Origin of the sequence: Prosthecobacter algae (assembly GCF_039542385.1) — a bacterium.
Classification (GTDB): domain Bacteria; phylum Verrucomicrobiota; class Verrucomicrobiia; order Verrucomicrobiales; family Verrucomicrobiaceae; genus Prosthecobacter; species Prosthecobacter algae.
In genome coordinates, this window is record NZ_BAABIA010000002.1 from 177,091 (window position 1) to 195,639 (window position 18,549).

Sequence of the window (18,549 nt, forward strand, 5' to 3'; positions counted from 1 at the left end):
GTCGGTCATTGCCGCCGGTGGGTGAAAGGGTAACTCTGCGCCACCGCGATGATGAGCGGCAGGGCGTGATAGTCGTTTTTGACGAGCGTTTCCTCCAGCCGCAGAAGGGTGGGTTGATCCTGGGGCTCCAGGCCACGACCGAGAGCGTATCCCAGCAGGCGGGCGCAGAAATTGCGCACAAATTTGTGCTTTTCACTCATGAGGATGCGGCGCATTTCAGCCGGGCCTCTGAAGGTGCGTCCATCCACGAAATTAGCGGAGACATCCAGAGCTTTGCCATTTTCATTGTCGCGCCATTTGCCGATGGGATCGAAGTTTTCCAGCCCGAATCCGGGAGGGTCGAGGCGATTGTGACAGCCCATGCACTGGGCTTTGCTGCGGTGCTTTTCCAGTTGCTGACGGAAGGTCAAGTTTTCGATTTTGCGATCATCCTCCGGCAGGGAGCCTACATTCGCAGGCGGTGGCGGCGGTGGGGTGCCCATGAGGGTCTCTAGCACCCATTTCCCACGCAGCACAGGACTGGTGCGCTGGGGGTAAGCAGTGGCTGCCAGCATGCCACCCATGCCAAGGACACCGCCACGGCGTTCATCCTTCAGCATGACCCGGCGCATTTCAGGCCCTTTGACATCGGGAATCTCGTAAAGACGAGCCAGTTCCTCATTCACAAAGGTGTGTTTGCTGTCCAGGAAATCGAGCACGCGACCGTTTTCCCGCAGGATGGCAGAGGAAAAATACAGCCCTTCGTCATACATGGCCTGGCGCAGGCTCTGGGTGAATTCCTTGTACTTGCCGCGATCGGGATCCACGGTGTTAAAAAGCGCATCCAGGCCCAACCACTGGGCGGCGAAGTGTTTCGTCAAAGCCTCCGCTTTGGGATCTGCCAGCATGCGCTTCACCTGAGCTTCGATGCCGGCTGCTTCCTGGAGCTTGCCTTCATCCGCCAGGCGGCTGAGTTCGGCATCCGGCATAGTGGACCAGAGGAAATAGGAGAGACGCTGGGCCATTTCATGGCCACTGACCTGCCAAGGTTTGGTTTCACCGGGGCGCTCCTGCTCCTGGAGAATGAGGAACTTGGGGGAAAGCAGGACGGCTTTAAAAGCCCGCTTCAGGGAGGTCTCATAGTCCAGCCCCCCCTTCAGCCCACGATCAAAAATGGCGACCAACGGTGAAACATCGGCCTCGGTGACAGGACGGCGGTAGGCGCGGCGGGCGAAGGTGTGCAGCGTTTCCTGGGCGGCCTGCTGGGGCTTTTTACTCTCGCTGGGCCACTGGGTGATGAGTTGTTTTTTGATCTCCCATTTTCCCCAGGCGGCAGCCAATCCGGCATCGGCGGCCCCGATAAACTTCTCAATGAGGAGGGGTGGGATAAAGAGGGTATCTGCATTGTTATCGAAACCCTCGCCGCCAGCGCCATCCGTGGGGAAGGCATCGCCCAGCGTGTCACTGGCTCCGTAGAGAAGGTCGCGCATTGTCAGGCTATACTCACGGCGGGTGAGGCGGCGGGCCTTCCGGAAGCCGGGGTCCGTAGGTGTTTGCGCCTTCACGACTTGTTGCGCCTGCTGGATCCAATCGCCTAGTTTTTGCCGATCTTCGTCGGTGGGCTGGATTTTTTCTTTGGGCGGGGGCATTTGCCGGGTTCGCACTTGATCGCCAATTTTATCCCACAGGCGCACGTCCAGCCGGGCCGATTTAGCATCCCATAGAGGTTCCAGGTTTATATCGGCCTTAGCGGCATCGGCATCATGGCACTCCAGGCAGTTTTTTTCCAAAAAGGGCAGGATGTCCTTTCCCAGCCTGGACATGACAGCAGATTCATCCGCCATGGCGGTGACTGCGAGAAAGCTGCTTGCCAAAATTGCCCAAAAACTGCTGCGTTCGATCATGTAAGGATGCATACGTGGCACGGTTGGCTGCCTTTTTCCAGAATCGGAAAACGGCGGCCCAATTTCACTTCTCCTCCCTGCTGTTGACGAGGCGTCGCGGTTTTCTCTCTTGAAACCGCCCCCTGCGCCAGTAAATAGCGGCCCTCTTGCGCCTGGCCGCCTCCTGCGCTTCTTTTGACAATCTTGACTCCAGACTCCCTGATAACCTTCTCATGAACAAAGCCATCCTCGCTCAAGCCGCCAACGAAGCCCGTGGTCTCGCCATGGACGCCGTGCACAAGTGCTCCTCCGGCCACCTCGGCCTGCCCCTCGGCTCGGCTGAGATCGGTGCCGTCCTCTTCGGTGAAACCCTCCAGTGCGATCCTGCGGAGCCGAAGTGGCTGAACCGCGACCGTTTCATCCTGTCCGCAGGTCACGGCTCCATGTTCATTTACTCCTGGCTGCACCTCAGCGGCTACGCGGTGTCCATCGAAGACGTGTCGAACTTCCGCGTGCTGCATTCCATCACCCCCGGTCACCCTGAGTTTCATGAAACTCCTGGAGTGGAGTCCACCACGGGCCCTCTCGGCCAGGGCATCGGCAATGCCGCCGGTTATGCCCTTTCCGGCAAGATGGCCGCAGCGAAGTACAACACCGCTGAGCACAAGATCATTGATAACCACATCATCGCCCTGGCAGGTGACGGCTGTCTCCAAGAAGGTGTGGCACGTGAAGCGGTGGCCTTTGCTGCCCACAACGGTCTGGACAACCTCATCGTCATCTTTGATTCCAACGACGTCACTCTCGACGCCATGGCCAAGGTGACCCAGAGCGAAGACACCCAGGCTCTCTACACCGCCATCGGCTGGGACGCTGTGACCATTGACGGACACGATCTCGAAGCCGTGAAGAACGCCATCGAAGCCGCCAAGAAGAACGACAACGGCAAGCCGAAGATCATCATCGCCAAGACCATCATTGGCAAAGGCATCCCTGAAGTCGCTGGCACAGCGAAGGGCCACGGAGAAGGCGGCGCGAAGTTTGTGGACGCCGCCAAAAAAGGCCTGGGCATCCCTGAAGGCACTCATTTCTACGTCAGCGACGAGGTGAAGGCCTATTTTGCCGACCTCAAGGCCCAGCGTGCCACCGCCCACGCGGAGTGGAACCAGACCTTCAGTGCCTGGAGCGCCGCCAACCCTGGCCTGGCTGCTGAACTGGACGCCGCCCGCAATGGCAGCCTGAAGGCTGAAGACCTCCTCAAGGTCATCCCTGAGTATCCGACTGAAGGCAAGGCTGCCACCCGTAACAGCGGCGGCGAGATCTTGAACCACATCGCCAAGGCGGTGCCTCATCTCATCACCGGCAGCGCCGACCTTTTCGGCTCCACCAAAAACTACCTCACTGGTGCTGGTGACTTCAGCGCCACCAACCCGACGGGTCGCAACATCTGGTTCGGCATCCGTGAGCACGCCATGGGCGCGATCTGCAACGGCATCGCCTACGACGGCCTGTTCCTGGGTAGCTGCGCCACCTTCCTGGTGTTCGCGGATTATTGCCGCCCGAGCATCCGCCTGGCCGCCCTGGCCAAGCTGCCTGTCACTTACATCTTCACCCATGATTCTGTGGGCGTGGGTGAAGACGGCCCGACCCACCAGCCGGTGGAAACCGTCAGTGGTCTGCGTGTGATCCCGAATCTGGACGTCATCCGCCCAGGCGATGCAGAAGAAGCAGCGGCCGCTTTTGCCGCTGCCTTCAGCCGCGCCGATGGCCCGACCCTGCTGGCTCTCAGTCGTCAGGATCTGCCACACCAGGGCAGCGCCAGCGCCGCAACCCGCCGCGAAGGCACCCTCAAAGGTGGTTATGTCCTCGTGAAGGAAACCGCCCCCCTGGAAGCCATCGTCATCGCCACCGGTTCTGAAGTCCAGTGGGCCGTCGAAGGAGCCAAGGGCAAGCCCGGCGTCCGCGTCGTGAGCCTGCCTTGCTTTGAGCGTTTCGACCGTCAGGACGCTGAGTATCGCGAGTCCGTGCTGCCAGCCGCCTGCACGAAGCGCATCTCCATCGAAGCCGGTGTCACCGGCCTCTGGTGGAAATACGTCGGCACCCAGGGCCAGGTCATCGGCATTGACCGCTTCGGCATCAGTGCCCCAGGCAACGTCGTCTTCAAGGAACTTGGCATCACCGCCGATGCAGTCGCCAAGGCCCTCGCCTGAGGCTGACGCGGCCTAGACCGCCTCGTAGATCAAGATCCCAAAGGGAGGCTGGCAACAGCCTCCCTTTTTTGCGACCATTTTTCAATCAAGCGAGGAGAAAAGCCCTTCTCTCCGCTTGGCTCTAGCCCAGAAATCTGCCATTGAATCCCATGGCCCGTGTCCTCATTCTCTTTGCCCATCCGGCGCTGCATCGCTCCCGCATCAATGTGGCGCTGATGGAGGCGGTGCAAGGGATGGAAGGCGTGACGTTTCGTGATCTCTATGAAGAGTATCCGAACCTGCACATTGACTTTGAAACGGAGCAGGAGCTGCTGCTGGAGCATGAGGTCATCGTGTGGCAGCACCCGTTTTACTGGTACTCGGCGCCTGCGATCCTGAAAGAATGGCAGGATGTGGTGCTGGAGTATGGCTTTGCCTACGGGGAAGGCGGCACCAAGCTGGCGGGTAAAAAGGTGATGAGTGCGCTGACCACCGGAGGACCTGAGGAAGCCTACCATCGGGAAGGCTACAACCGCTACACGATGAAGGAACTGCTGGCTCCCTTTGACCAAACAGCACGCCTATGCGGCATGGAGTATCTGGACCCTTTTGTCATCCATGGAGTTAGGCAACTGACGGACGAGCAGATCCAAGTCTGGGCACAACGTTACAAGCAGCGCATTCTCGAATTGAGAAATCTCTGAATCATTTGTCTGGCCACAGCCGCAAGGCGACCAAGGCGGTATCGGAACGGGCATAAATACGATTTCCCACAAAGGCGGGGTGAGCCCAGGTCTTGCCAATGATCTGGTGACGAGCCAGCTCATCAAAGCCCTCGGCCTTCAAGCGGAGATAAACGAGCTCTCCGCTGGCATTGAGGAGGGCGGCGAGTCCTTCACTTTCACGCAACCAGACGAGGCTCATCTGAGGATTACGGTCTTTCGGGGTGAGGGTGTTGGCATCGCTCCAAAGGATTTTTCCTGTGGTGAGTTCGGTGCCTTGCAGCCCCTTGGTTTTATCGAGCAGATAAACGATGCCGTCTTTGAATAATGGAGCGGACATGAGGCCGCACATGTCCTTTTCATTTTTCCAAAGTAGAGTCGGCTTGGCATCAGGACGCAGGGCTTTGGTGCCGTGCCAGTAACCGGATACCAGCAGGATGCCATCCCGATAAAGCGGCTGCGCAATGCTGACGCCATAAGTGATTTTATAAGGATAGGTCCAAAGCGTGGCTCCGGTCTCGGGGTTCAGGCTTTGGATGTGCTCTGGCCCCCAAGCGATGAGCTGTCGCTGCCCGGCATGGGTGATGATCTCGGGCGTGCAATAGCCTGCGGGGTCTGGCCCACCGCGCCAGAGAAGCTGGCCGCTGTTCTTATCCAAGGCGAGAACGCTGCCATCTAGCATAGCGCCCACATGCAAAAGGACTTTGTTTCCATCCAACACGGGAGAGGCGGCAAAGCCCCAGGTGGGCATCTGCGCACCATGCTCCTTCACCGTATCTACCAGCCATAGAATTTTTCCCTCAGCCGCGTCCAGGCACAGGGCCATGCCCGCAGCTCCTAAAACGTAGGCTTTGCCCTCCTGAAGCGAGACTGAGGATCGAGGGCCTGTGCCATAGTCCATCCGTCCATAGACGGCGGGCCAGCTCTGCGACCATAGCAGCTTGCCCGAATCTTCGGCATAACAAAGGATGCGTTCAATATCCTGAGGTTCTTTGGGGCGATCCAAAACATAGACCCGCCCATCACTGGTGGTAACACCCCCATAACCACCGGCGATATCGGCAGTCCAAAGCTGCTCTGGTGGGCGATTGGCTAAGTCGGCAGGCACGTTCTCGGGATTCCAACGCCCATCCCCTGTGGGCCCGCGCCAGCGCGGCCAGTCTGCCGCTGAGACGAGCTGGGTGAGGGCCAAGAAGCAAAGCCAGATTTTCATGGGGAGAGATGCCTTTAATACGGCTGTGAAGGCAGGCCCATTTCACGCAGTGCGGCTGGTGAAAGGAAGTCATTTCTTCGACCATTCATGACAAACCAGCGGCAGCAGGAGGATCGGGGCTGAGGCAATGATGCGGTGTCATCCAACCATGTCCAAGCCACTTCTCATCCTCTTCGGCACCTTTTCAGGGAACTCTGAATCCTGCGCAGAAAAAGCCGCCAGCGTCGCCCGGCAGCGTGGGTACGATCCAGTGCTGGAAAACATGATGGATTCCACGGCGGATGTGCTGATGCAGTTTGATACTGCCCTCCTCATCACCAGTACTTATGGCGATGGCGATCCACCGGACGGCACCGAGAATTTTTATGAGCAGGTGGTCAACCACCCCCGTTTCCGCCTGGAGCATCTGCGATACTCCGTTCTGGCTTTAGGAGATTCTTGTTATGATCGTTTTTGCCAGTGCGGCAAAGATTATGATGAAGCGCTGGAGGCACATGGAGCCACCCGCTTTCATACCCGAGTGGACTGCGACATTGACTATGAGGATCCCTGCGACGCCTGGATTGAAGGCGTGTTCGCCATCCTGGCGGAGGAGCGTTTGCTGGCAGCCTAACTCTTGATTGCACTTTGATCATGGATTCCACCTCGCATCATTCGCCACGCATTGCTTACAGCTTTCCGGCCCATACTTTTGATCTGCGGCGAGTGCGCCCAGAATGGTGCTTTGAGGCAGATGGCGGTGCCGCGCTAGCCATTCACCTGGATGGTCAATGGACTGAATTTTTCAGCAATCTGCGAGAACTGGGTCTGGTGATGGTCACGGCGGCCCACGGCCCCTTAAGCCTGGCTGTCGCCTGGGAGCGGCCTTGGTTTCAAAATTACCCCGGCGGTGATGAATGGGTGTGCCTGAGTTCCGGGGCCGAGCTGCGACCGGCTGCTTTAGGCGGGGGCATGGCGGTGGTCGAAACCGTAGGCGACCAGCAGGTGGCCAGTTTCCAATTTTTTGATCGTGGTGGTGAAGGATGCTTGAAGATCCTTGTCACCAATTGGTCCGACTACGAGGTCTTTGAGGACCTTGTGGCCCGTCACGCAAGTGGACGGCGGCCCCACCCCTTTGGCCAGAAATCCGAAGTCCGAAAAGAGCCACCTGCACCTGATTCACAGACGGTGCGGCAGCTCTGGAAGGGCCTCTCGAGAAGCCTGCCTGACTCTGCCTTTCCCGGCATGGAGGGCGTCTCCCGCCTCTCCGCGCTGGAGGCAGCGGGGCAGGATCTGGCCTGGCGCCTGCCGCGCAGGGTGGTGCGGCAGGCGCTACAATCCATGACCCTGGGCCAAGTGCCTCTCGGCGGAGCGGTGCGCAATGAGGCGGTGTTTCTCCCCAGCGGCTTTTTCCCCACTCACTGGGGTGAGTGTGGCTGCGGCACCACCTTTTTTGGTGAGGCCTCTCAAATGACCCTGCGCGGCTGCAACCACCGAGGCCAGACCTGGGCGACTCGCTTTGAACTCGGCGGTGACGAAGTCATCTGCATCGAGTTTTATGATGTGCGCGGTGAGTTTGCTGGCGGTGTAGGCTTAAGACCCGAAGCAGCCTCCTGGCAAAGAGACCAATGGGCCGATGTGCTCAAGGAATCCGGGATTGTACAGTAGTCATCACTTTCCGAGTGATGCGAAAGGTGAGGCGTTAACAGATTTGCCATAAAGTATCATCTCTGGATCGCATTACTCGGAGAGTGGTGACTACTGTACCCGAGGCCACGCAGCACCTGCACGGTGGCGGTGGCTTTGTTGAGAGTGTAGTAGTGGATGCCTGAGACGCCGTGATCCAGAAGATCGGCACACTGGGTGATGGCGTGGTGGATACCGACTTGGCGGAAGGCTTCGGCATCGTCCCCTGCCCTCTGGAAACAACGAAGTAGGCGAGCGGGATAACGCGAGCCTGCGGATAATTCCGCCATGCGGCGCAGGCTACTTGGCTGGGTCAAAGGCAGGATGCCAGCGAGGATGGGGGCGTGGATGCCAGCCAGCTCACAGCGGGCGCGGAAGTCATGGAAGTCATGATTGTCAAAAAAGACCTGAGTGCACAGGTAGTCAGCCCCGGCATCCACCTTGGCCTTTAGGTAATCCATTTCCAGCATTCGGTTAGGCGTGGCGGGGTGACCTTCTGGAAAACAAGCGACACCGATACCAAATCCGCGTGGGTCTGGATGCAGGCCTTGTTCATTGAACTGACGGATGAAACGGACCAAATCGGCAGCGGTTTTAAAATCGCCCTCCCGTGTCTCTTGGTTCGGTAAATCGCCGAGCAGTGCCAGCACATTGCTAACACCTGCGGCGGCGTAATTTTCTAAAAGTAGCCTAACCTCTGCCTGCGTGTGGCCCACGCAGGTCAGGTGAGGAATGGGATCAAAGACATCCGACTGGCTGAGCTCCCCGACCAGCGCCTGGGTCCGATCCCGCGTGCTGCCGCCCGCGCCATAGGTGACGCTGACGAAGTCAGGCCGCCAGGCTGCGAGCTGCTGCAGGGAATCCTGCAACTCTTTCACGGATTCAGGGGTGCGAGGAGGAAAAAACTCAAACGACAACGTGGGACGTTGCGCGGCCAGAAAGATGTCTTTGATATGCATGTCGTTAGGCGTTTACAGGCTTACTGGCACGAAGCTGGCGTGCAGCCTCCACCATGTGAAGGAGGGAAGATCTCACTTCCACCCAACTTCGGGTTTTGAGGCCGCAGTCGGGATTGATCCACAACTGCGCACGAGGAATGACGGCCTCCGCCTTATGCATGAGGGCCACCATTTCCTCCACACTGGGCACGCGCGGAGAGTGGATGTCATACACACCTGGTCCAATTTCGTTGGGATACTTGAAATCCACAAAGGCCTCGAGCAACTCCATGTTAGACCGGGAGGTTTCAATGGTGATGACATCGGCATCCATGGCGGCGATCGATTCAATGATGTCATTGAATTCGGAATAGCACATATGCGTGTGGATCTGGGTATCGTCCCGCACACCGCTGGCGCAGAGGCGGAAGGCATTCACGGCCCAGTCCAGGTAAGCTGCCCAGTCGCTGCGGCGTAGCGGCAGGCCCTCTCGGATGGCAGGCTCATCAATCTGAATGGCGGCGATGCCCGCGGTCTCGAGATCCACGACTTCATCCCGAATGGCGAGGGCGATTTGGCGGGTGGTTTCAGAACGAGGCTGGTCATCACGTACAAAGCTCCACTGCAGGATGGTGACGGGCCCGGTGAGCATGCCCTTCATTGGGCGCGATGTCAGCGACTGGGCATACTGGGACCAGCGGACGGTCATGGGAATGGGACGGCTGACATCGCCAAAGATGATTGGGGGTTTCACATAACGGGAGCCATAACTCTGCACCCAACCGTTTTGAGTGAAGACAAAACCGTCGAGCTGTTCGCCAAAGTATTCCACCATGTCATTTCGCTCGAATTCTCCGTGGACGGGCATGTCCATGCCGATCTCATCCTGAAAAGTTACGCAGTGCTGGATCTCCTGTTGGAGAAAGACTTCGTAGGCTTCCGTGCTGAGTTCGCCTTTCTTCCACCGGCCGCGCATGGCACGGACCTCAGCGGTCTGGGGAAAGGACCCGATGGTGGTGGTTGGGAACTCCGGCAATTTCAACTTGGCCTGCTGCAAGGATTGACGCTGTGCGAAGGGTGATTGGCGATCATAGTCCGTGGCCTTCACTGAGGCTAAGCGAGTCTTCACTTCCGCACGGTGGATGCGTGAGCTTTCACGACGAGCCTGAAGCGCCTCTTGATTGGATCGAAGCAAGCTTTGATCCGCAGTGCCTCTCAACAGACCGCTAAGGGTGGTAACCTCTTCCAGTTTTTGATCGGCAAAGGACATCCAGCCTTTGAGTTCGGCATCTAGAGATGGCTCATTGGCCAAGGTGACGGGAGAATGCTGAAGGGAGCAGGAGGGGGCGACCCAGAGTCTTTCAGAACCGACTACAGCCTGAGCTTCCGCCAAGATTCGCAAGGAGGCGGTGAAGTCATTTTTCCAAATATTGCGCCCATCTACCACACCGAGGGAGAGAATCTTGTTCGAAGGGAAACGAGCCAACAAGGCATCCAGTTCTGCCCCGCCGCGCACGGCATCGAAGTGCAAGGCTTGAACGGGCAAGGAAAGGAAGAGGGGAAGGTTTTCACGCAGTTCGCCGAAGTAACTCGTGACCATAATTTTTAAGCCTGGAGCAGCCTTAGCTAAACGCTGCCAAGCAACCAAAACAGCATCCCGCTGAGTCTTGGAAAGATCGAGACCGAAGATCGGTTCATCAATCTGCACCCACTCAGCCCCCAGCCTTTGCAGACGCTGGAGTATCTGTTCATAGACATCCAAAAGCCCATCGAGAAGGCTGAAGCGGTCGAAGTCAGGGTTCGCTGAATCTTGAACTTTACCTAACGAAAGGTAAGTCACAGGACCAGGCAGCACGGGTTTGGCTCGATGACCCAAAGACTGAGCTTCTTCAAATTCACGAAAGACTTTGTCCCCGACCAGTTTGAACTGGGTGATGGAGCGAAATTCAGGGACGATGTAGTGGTAGTTGGTATCGAACCACTTGGTCATCTCACAGGCAAAGGCGGGCTGCTGGCTACAGCCATGATCACAGGTGTCATGGGCTTCGCCACGGGAACCGCGAGCCATGAGAAACAGGGTGTCCAGATCCATCGTCTCGCCCTTCCAGCCAAAGCGCGGAGGGACGTTGCCGATGAGACAGGAAAAATCCAGCATCTGGTCGTAGAAGGTGAAGTCGTTGCAGGGAATGAGGTCCATGCCAGCGGCCTGCTGAGTGGCCCAATTTTGCTTGCGCAGGCGGCGGCCCGTGGCCTCCAGGTCCTCGCGAGTGAGGCGTCCGTGCCAGTAAGCTTCCGTGGCTTTTTTGAGTTCGCGTTGCTGCCCGATCCGTGGGTAGCCCAGATTGTGTGTGTAGATATCGCTCATGGCGATAAAACAACTATCGCCAGTTTCGATATAAACAATCCACAGAGTTTTGTGGATCATCATTCAAATTGCTTATAATGGCGAATGCTCGAAGTCCGCCATCTCCAGGCCCTTATCGCCCTTTCTGAAACGGGAAATCTCTCCAAAGCAGGTCGCCGTCTTCACCTGTCACAGCCTGCTTTATCACACCAAATCAAAGCGGTGGAAGAGCACCTGGGCGTGGAATTGTTTCAGCGAAAAAGCAGCCCGCTACGATTGAGCCCGGCGGGTGAGCGTTTGTTAGGCACGGCCTATGAGGTAGTGAAAACCATGCAGCAGTGTGAGCGGGATGTGGCACGCATTGCAGAAGGGAAGGCCGGGCAACTCAGGATCGCCGTGGAATGCCACTCCTGCTTTGACTGGCTGATGCCTGCGATGGATAGCTTTCGCGAAGCCTGGCCGGAAGTGGAGATGGATCTGGTGTCTGGCTTTCAACCGGACCCCACCGGGCTGCTCCTAGAAGATCAGGCGGATCTAGTCATCGTCTCCAAAGCCCCACCCCGTAAGGATGTGGTCTATCATCCATTGTTTCGTTATGAGGTGCTGGCGCTGATCGCACGAAAACACCCACTGAGTAGAAAGGCTTTTCTGACAGCACAGGACTTTGCCAAAGAAACGCTGATCACCTACCCGATTCCGGATGATCGCATCGACATCATTCGGGAGGTGCTGGGGCCAGTGGGGGTGAATCCGGTGCGGCGCACCGCGATGCTGACGGTGGCCATTTTACAACTGGTGGCCAGTCACCGGGGTATCGCCGCCATGCCTGGCTGGGCCGTGCAGCCCTACTTGGAAAAAGGCTATGTGGAATATCGCCCGGTGCGCAAGCAGGGCCTGTTTGCGAATCTGCATGCGGCGACGACACGCAGCCTTTCCCAAACGGCATACATGAAGGAATTCATGAACATCATGAAGCGGGTGAGTTTTGATTCCCTAAAACGTATCCGACCAGTCGGGGAAGAGGACTGATTTCCTGCAACTTTTCCGCGTACAAAGATCATGATGCCATTATTCTCCTCATGATGAACTTGCCTGCGGATCCATCGTCTCATCCCCCTGCTCTCGGCGCGATGCAGCAGACTGGTCATTTTTACACCACTCGGTGGACGCAGGTGGTGCGGGCAAAGGAATCCTCCCATGAAGGACGCGAGGCGCTGAGAGACCTCTGTGACATCTACTACGCGCCTGTAATGGCCTACCTGCGCCGGGAGCTGCGGGACCCTGATGCCGCGCAGGAACTGGCCCATGAATTCTTCGCCTACATGTTACGAGGTGAAGCCATCCGTACAGCCGAACAAATGCGCGGTCGCTTTCGTTCCTACCTGCTAGGCGCAGTGAAACATTTTCTCCTTCGCCAGCATGAACTGGAGCAGCGACTAAAGCGTGGGTCAGGGGTGAAACCTGTCTCTATGGATGATGATGCGGCGCAGAGCCTGCGGGATGAAGATCAACTTACACCCGATGCAGCGTTTGATCGGCAATGGGCTTTGACCGTGCTGGAGCGCGCCTTAAAGTCATTGAAGCAGGAGTGTGATAAGGAAGAACGAGGAGCGCTTTTTGAAAAACTCACGCCGTGGTTGACCGGAAATTCCGATCATGGAGATCAGGCGGCTTTGGCTCAAAGTCTGGGCATGAACTTGAACTCGCTGAAATCAGCGGTGCATCGGCTGAAACAAAGCTTTCGAATGAAGGTACGAGAGGAGGTGGCCTCCACACTGGAGGACGGTGCTGATGTGGAAGAAGAGATGCGCGTGCTTTTCGCGGCCCTGAGAAGTCGCTAAAATTTTGCAACTGTTGTCAGCAAACCCGTCAGGCATTCGGTATGAGCGAACTCAGTCCTTCTTCCCATCCCTGCCCTAAATGTGGTGAACCCATCACTGAGAGCACCCATCATGATCTATGCCCAGTCTGCCTCATGGGGGTGGCGATGAATTGGACACAGGCCACCCAACCAGCAACGGCGCCACAAAAGCTGCTGACTCCGGAGGAACTCGCCCCACATTTTCCGCAACTGGAAGTGTTAGAACTCATTGGCCGGGGGGGCATGGGCGTGGTATATAAGGCCAAACAAAAGAGCCTGGACCGCTTTGTGGCGCTCAAGCTTCTCTCACCGGATACTGAGAAGGATCGCGCCTTTGCCCAACGCTTTGCCACGGAGGCCCGGGCACTGGCCCAGATGGTTCATCAAAACATCGTCACGGTGTATGACTTCGGGGAAAGCGGCGGCTTTTACTACCTGCTGATGGAGTATGTGGATGGGGTGAACCTCCGGCAGGCCATGCAAGCAGGGCGCATCACCCCAGAGCAAGCGCTCGCCATCGTACCCCCAGTTTGCGAAGCGCTACAGTACGCCCATGAGCGGGGCATTGTGCATCGTGACATCAAGCCTGAAAACCTGCTGCTGAACAAGCAAGGGCAGATCAAAATAGCCGACTTTGGCATTGCTAAAATGGTGGGCCATGCGGAGTCAAGTGAGGAGACGGATGGCACTACGCAGGAGACACATGCCACCTTCATCGGCGGGACGCCGCCGTACATGGCCCCAGAGCAAAAAGAGTGCGCGGCACCGGATCACCGGGCAGACATTTATTCGCTAGGGGTGGTGCTGTATGAGCTGCTCACCGGAGAACTTCCCACAGCCAGCCTCCAGCCGCCGTCAGAGCGCATCCAGGTGGATGTGCGTCTGGACGAGATTGTACTTCGGGCGCTGGAAAAATCCCCTGAGCTACGGTTTCAAACAGCAGCAGATTTCCGCACTCAATTGGCCACGATTCAACACACGCCCTCGCCTCAAAAACAAACGCTCAAAAACTCGACCCGCAAAGCCAGCACCCTGCAAGTTGCCACCCTTTCGGTCATCGGTACCATCATCGCCCTTTTCAGCATCTTCTTGGTCATCCGGGTTTTTTATTCAAAACCTGGCCGACCACCTAACAGCAAGTATGGTCAATCCGATATGCGTGGATCGACGGATATGACTCAAGGCAACGTAGAGCCTATTCGTATCCCTCTCCAGTGGCATGCAGAAGGTGGCGTGCAACGTGTGGGAAGCTACAAACCGACCCTCCTGAAAACGACCCCGACCAAGCCTGATAGCATCACTCGCCTTCCAGACAATTTGCTGCGGCCTTTTTATGCTCAGGTGAAGCTAGGATCGAAGGCGCTGTCCAAATTCAGCACCCTCACTTTTTTAGTGGACCGGGCGGTGGGGAAAACAGAGACGCGAGTAATCCTGGATAGCAATGGCAATGGCGATCTCACGGATGACTCGCCCGCCGAACTTGAGCATATGGGCAGGCTCAAGAACGGTAGCTTCAGCTTGAGCGGCACTGGCTGGGCGAGTCTTCCTTATGAGGGAGAATACTCCCGAGTGAGTGTGCGTTTCCATACGATGCCACAGTCCCTGGATAGCGAGAGTCCTCCTACAATCGTTTATTCTTTGGATAGTTATACCGAGGGTAAAATCCAAGGTCCCAAAGGGATCTGGCTGCCAGTTGTTTTGAGAGATTCAGATGGAGATGGCGACTTTAGTACCGGGGCCTCCATCCATGTGGATACTGATGGCGATGGCGAATACCGACGCACGGGAAAGTACTTTGCCGATGCAACGACGTTTCAGATCAATCAGGTTAAATTTCTCCTCTCGGATATTTCGCCCTCTGGGAATGCTATGGTTCAAGCGGCGCACATCGAGCCCCAAGAGCCTTTGAAAAATAACCCTATCGCCCCGCAAAAGCTACCCCCACAAACCATGCCAAAGACACGTCTTATAGGCGCGAAAATCCTACCAGGAGAAGTGGCACCCGCATTTACGGCCAGCACGATGAAACATGGCACGGTGGAGATCCCGAAGAGCTACCAGGGCAAGCTTCTGCTGCTGGACTTTTGGGCCACTTGGTGCGGCCCTTGCATCCGGGAATTGCCAAATGTCTCTGCTGCTTACGATAAGTTTCATGATCAGGGGCTTGAAATTTTGAGCGTCAGCCTAGATACGGAAAAGAGTCTCGATAATCTCCCAGCGATACTGACAAAGCATCGCATGGTATGGCCGCAGGTGTGTGATGCGGCGGAGTTTGATTCAGCTCTGGTCAAGCTGTATGGAGTCCGCGGTATCCCTGCCACAGTATTGATTGATGGTGATACCGGTAAGATCATAGCAACGGATCTTCGCGGGGCTACGCTCGAGACCAAGATCGCTGAAGCGTTGGCAAAACGGAAACGCTGATGCAGATCACTCCCCGGCTGGCAGATGGACCTCAAAGCAGGCACCCTTCCCCAGCGTACTTCGCAAGGTGAGGGTGCCACCGTGATTGTCCACAATGGCTTTGGCTATCGCCAACCCAAGGCCTGAGTGCCCGGAGTTGCCCGTACGGGCTTGGTCTGCCCGGTAAAAACGCTCAAAAACATGCGGTTGATCGGCCTCATCAATGCCAGGCCCATCATCCTCCACAGAAAAGACTGCCTGCTGCCCCTGCGAGGCGCAGGACAGCTTCACATTACCCCCATGCTGCAGGGCATTGGCCATGAGATTGGTTGCCAACAGGGAGAGGGTTTCTGCATCGACACGGCAGACAGTGGGGGAAAGGGTAGTCTCAATGCGGAAACCACGTTCTCTCGCGAGCGGGGTCAAGTGATCGGCTGCCTCTTTGAGGACCCTCGAAAGATCACACACAGAATGATGAGCCGCAGCGGCAGGTGGGTTCTCTTGACGAGCGAGTAAAAGCAGAGACTCCACCAAGCGTCGCATTCGCTGGGCGGTGGCCTCGCAGGTTTCCAGAGCTTCACGATATTCTTCCGGTGAGCGCTCACGTTTGAGCAGGCGATGCGTTTCCGAGAGCAAGATGGTAATGGGCGTGCGAAGCTCATGCGAGGCATCGGCAGTAAACTGGCGTTGGCGCTCAAATGCGGCGTGCAGACGCTCAAAGGTCTGGTTCAGCACCTGGCTCAGTTCGCCCAGTTCCGTATCCATTTCGCGGATGTCTATGCGCTCCTTAAGGTTGCCCTCCGCGATGCGGGCAGCGGTTTGGCTGATGGTGCGGATGGGGCGGATGGCGCGACCTGAGAGCCACCAACCGCCTAACAAACCGAATAACCAAACACCGAGACCGATGAATAAATGCAGCCAGGCGATGCTGTGCATTTCATGCAACTCAGGGGTGATGTCTCGTCCTACGACGACCTTTAGCCCATGCACCGAACTTCGCAGGGTTTCACGGCGCGTGCCGACGCTACGCGTCTCCTCAACCAAATCCACGGTCGGCAAAGGCAGAAAAACCAAATCCGTCGGAGCATTCTCGGACTGGAGAATGATTTGATCGTTTCGGTCCCGGACACTGAAGTAGGCGTAACCTGGCTGGTTGCCACGAAACTGAACCAGGATAGCTTCTGGTAACTGCACAGGTTGGCCGACCAGACGGCGGACAAAGTCAGCAGGGCCCAAAAATTGGCGTTGCGAAGGCTCTTCAGAAACTGGAGAAGGTGGGCTGGCCTGAACCAAGTCTAACAAGGAGCGCACAAGATTCCGCTCCAACTGGCTGAGTTCCTTATCCAGCCGCTGCATCTGGTTATCCCTCGCAAGCCGGTAAGCAGGGGCGGTGGACCCTACAACAACGAGTAGCAGTAGCAGCCCATGCCAGGCCTGCAGCCGCCAGCGTAGTGAGTGAAAAAAGGTCTTCATACGATGCAGTAACCGTGACCTCGGCGTGTGGTGATGATGTCCGAACCTAGCTTCTTACGCAGATTCGAAACATGCACGTCCAGGAGGTTTGATAGCGTGCTGTCTTCCTCATCGAAAAGGTGTTCGTATAGAGTGGTGCGGGTGACCACCTGCCCACGATGCAGGGCCAGGTACTCCAGCAGTGCGTACTCACGGGCAGTCAGCGGCACTTCCTGCCCAAAGAGTTTCACAAGACGGATCGCCGTGTCCAGCGACAGAGGGCCAATCTCCAGGACGGGGTGGGTTTGACCTGCTGCCCGCCGAATAAGAGCCCGCAGACGAGCCAGTAGTTCATCAATATCAAAAGGTTTGGTGAGGTAATCGTCGGCCCCTTGATCCAAGCCCTTCACGCGGTCTTGAACGGTGTCCTTGGCCGTCAGCATCAGCACCGGAGTTTTACAGGAGGGACGCAGCCGGGCGAGAACTTCCCAGCCATTCATGCGCGGCATCATCACATCCAGCACCAGGGCATCATAGCTTTCATCCAGGGCTTTGGTTAGCCCTTCCAGACCATCCATCGCCGTATCCACCGCATAATTTTCCTCTCGCAAATTCGCCGCCAGACTACGGAGGAGGTGCGGATCATCTTCGATGACGAGGATTCTCATGGTGGAGATTATTCGTGGCGCAGGGCTTCGATAGGATCAAGCTTCGCCGCGCGGCGGGCGGGGGTAAAGCCGAACAGCACCCCGACAGCGGTCGAGAAGAAAAAGGCCACGAGATTGATCTGCGGATCAAAAACAAACGTCACCTGGATGAGCTGAGCCAGCCCGAAGCACAGGGCAAAGGCCGTGAGAATACCGACAAGGCCACCGATGGAGGAAAGCGTGATGGCCTCCACTAGGAACTGCAGCAGCACCTCCCTGGCCCGGGCACCGATGGCCAGACGAATGCCAATCTCCCGCGTGCGCTCCGTCACCGAGACCAGCATGATGTTCATGATGCCGATACCGCCTACCAACAAGCTCACACCGGCGACGGCGGCGAGGAGGGTGGTCATCATGCGAGTCGAGGCACTCAACGTCTCCGCGATCTGGCGGGTATCAAAGACATTAAAGTTATCCTCCTGGTTAGGCTGCAAGTTACGCCGCTGGCGCATGAGAGAAGAAATGTCATCAATGAGAACTTCGCTGTTTGATCCTTCCTCAGCTGAGATGGTTATCTGGCTCACTTCACGTGACGAAGTTTTCCCCGTTAGACGCCGCTGAAGGGTGGTGAGCGGTACGATGATGGTATCATCCTGGTCCCCCATGCCGGATTGACCTTTGCTGGCCAGCACCCCAATGATCTCACAGGAGGCCTTGCCCAGGCGGATCTTCATCCCCACGGGATTTTGATTGCCAAAAAGATTGGTCTTCACCGTGTTGCCGATGACGCAGACTGCCTTACCCGCTTTGTAGTCAGCCTCGTTAAAAAGGCGGCCATCTCCCAGGGTCCATTTATTGATGTAAAAATAAGGTGGCGTCGTTCCCGTAACCGAAGTCATACGCGCATTTTGCAGATACACCGTACTCATGGAGGAGCTGCTGACAGGGGCAATCGCCGCGATGTTAGGCACCTGATCTTCGATGGCTTGCACATCCTTTTGGGTAAACTGAGGCACCCCGGCGGAGGCGGATCTGGGGCCGAAGCCCATCCCTGGGCGCAGGACGAGAAGGTTACTCCCCAGATTGGAAATCTGATTTTTCACCGCCTGCGTGGTGGCCTGCCCGAGCGTGACCATGGTGATGACGGCAGCCACCCCGATGATGACACCTAGCACGGTCAAAAACGCCCGCATGAGATTGCGGCGAATTTCGCGCAGGGCGATGGAGAAGGCATTCCAGAGCATGATCGTGAG

Annotated in this window: 14 protein-coding genes; 7 read left to right on the plus strand and 7 right to left on the minus strand. The window is 57.0% G+C overall.

Going from position 1 to position 18,549, the window contains the following annotated elements; genetic code table 11:
• Positions 1-5 precede the first annotated feature (5 nt).
• Positions 6-1,883 carry a DUF1592 domain-containing protein gene (locus ABEB25_RS04220; RefSeq protein WP_345735133.1) on the minus strand — a complete coding sequence of 626 codons (1,878 nt, stop codon included), beginning with the start codon at positions 1,881-1,883 and terminating at the stop codon, positions 6-8.
• Between the two features lie 212 nt (positions 1,884-2,095).
• On the opposite strand from ABEB25_RS04220, the gene tkt reads away from it, so the two are divergent.
• The gene (tkt, locus tag ABEB25_RS04225) at positions 2,096-4,072 is read left to right on the plus strand and encodes a transketolase (protein ID WP_345735134.1); all 1,977 of its coding nucleotides are present in this window, start codon (positions 2,096-2,098) and stop codon (positions 4,070-4,072) included.
• A 149-nt stretch (positions 4,073-4,221) separates the two neighbouring features.
• Positions 4,222-4,755, plus strand: coding sequence for a glutathione-regulated potassium-efflux system oxidoreductase KefF (gene kefF / locus ABEB25_RS04230; protein WP_345735135.1), 534 nt, complete (start codon positions 4,222-4,224; stop codon positions 4,753-4,755).
• Position 4,756: 1 nt separating this feature from the next.
• Here the strand turns inward: kefF and ABEB25_RS04235 are convergent, their stop codons facing one another.
• The gene (locus tag ABEB25_RS04235; RefSeq protein WP_345735136.1) at positions 4,757-5,986 is read right to left on the minus strand and encodes an outer membrane protein assembly factor BamB family protein; all 1,230 of its coding nucleotides are present in this window, start codon (positions 5,984-5,986) and stop codon (positions 4,757-4,759) included.
• Positions 5,987-6,134: 148 nt separating this feature from the next.
• Here ABEB25_RS04235 and ABEB25_RS04240 point away from each other — a divergent pair, with 148 nt between their 5' ends.
• Both ABEB25_RS04240 and ABEB25_RS04245 read left to right on the plus strand, forming a co-directional pair.
• The gene (locus ABEB25_RS04240) at positions 6,135-6,599 is read left to right on the plus strand and encodes a flavodoxin domain-containing protein (protein WP_345735137.1); all 465 of its coding nucleotides are present in this window, start codon (positions 6,135-6,137) and stop codon (positions 6,597-6,599) included.
• A 20-nt stretch (positions 6,600-6,619) separates the two neighbouring features.
• A complete protein-coding gene (locus tag ABEB25_RS04245; protein WP_345735138.1) occupies positions 6,620-7,633 on the plus strand; it encodes a hypothetical protein in 1,014 nt (337 codons plus the stop codon).
• A gap of 56 nt (positions 7,634-7,689) precedes the next feature.
• Here ABEB25_RS04245 and metF read toward each other — a convergent pair whose 3' ends face one another.
• The gene (metF, locus tag ABEB25_RS04250; protein WP_345735139.1) at positions 7,690-8,610 is read right to left on the minus strand and encodes a methylenetetrahydrofolate reductase [NAD(P)H]; all 921 of its coding nucleotides are present in this window, start codon (positions 8,608-8,610) and stop codon (positions 7,690-7,692) included.
• A 4-nt stretch (positions 8,611-8,614) separates the two neighbouring features.
• Positions 8,615-10,954, minus strand: coding sequence for a 5-methyltetrahydropteroyltriglutamate--homocysteine S-methyltransferase (gene metE / locus ABEB25_RS04255; protein ID WP_345735623.1), 2,340 nt, complete (start codon positions 10,952-10,954; stop codon positions 8,615-8,617).
• Positions 10,955-11,038: 84 nt separating this feature from the next.
• Between metE and ABEB25_RS04260 the strand changes: the two genes are divergently transcribed.
• The 3 genes from ABEB25_RS04260 (at position 11,039) to ABEB25_RS04270 (ending at position 15,218) form a co-directional block, all read left to right on the plus strand.
• Complete coding sequence (locus tag ABEB25_RS04260; RefSeq protein ID WP_345735140.1) at positions 11,039-11,962, plus strand: LysR family transcriptional regulator; 924 nt, start codon at positions 11,039-11,041, stop codon at positions 11,960-11,962.
• 50 nt (positions 11,963-12,012) lie between these two features.
• The gene (locus ABEB25_RS04265) at positions 12,013-12,774 is read left to right on the plus strand and encodes an RNA polymerase sigma factor (RefSeq protein ID WP_345735141.1); all 762 of its coding nucleotides are present in this window, start codon (positions 12,013-12,015) and stop codon (positions 12,772-12,774) included.
• Between the two features lie 146 nt (positions 12,775-12,920).
• Positions 12,921-15,218 (plus strand): protein kinase domain-containing protein, encoded by a 2,298-nt coding sequence (locus tag ABEB25_RS04270; protein WP_345735142.1) that lies wholly within the window; start codon positions 12,921-12,923, stop codon positions 15,216-15,218.
• Between the two features lie 6 nt (positions 15,219-15,224).
• On the opposite strand, the gene ABEB25_RS04275 is transcribed toward ABEB25_RS04270, so the two are convergent.
• Genes ABEB25_RS04275 through ABEB25_RS04285 form a run of 3 tightly spaced genes read right to left on the minus strand, consistent with a single transcriptional unit; the run spans position 15,225 to position 18,540 of the window.
• Positions 15,225-16,670, minus strand: a complete 1,446-nt coding sequence (locus ABEB25_RS04275) for a sensor histidine kinase (RefSeq protein ID WP_345735143.1) — start codon at positions 16,668-16,670, stop codon at positions 15,225-15,227.
• Positions 16,667-17,317 (minus strand): response regulator transcription factor, encoded by a 651-nt coding sequence (locus ABEB25_RS04280; RefSeq protein ID WP_345735144.1) that lies wholly within the window; start codon positions 17,315-17,317, stop codon positions 16,667-16,669. Before ABEB25_RS04280 ends, ABEB25_RS04275 begins: the two co-directional genes overlap by 4 nt.
• Before the next feature lie 8 nt (positions 17,318-17,325).
• On the minus strand, positions 17,326-18,540 hold the full coding sequence (locus tag ABEB25_RS04285) for an ABC transporter permease (RefSeq protein WP_345735145.1): 1,215 nt from the start codon (positions 18,538-18,540) through the stop codon (positions 17,326-17,328).
• Positions 18,541-18,549 lie beyond the last annotated feature (9 nt).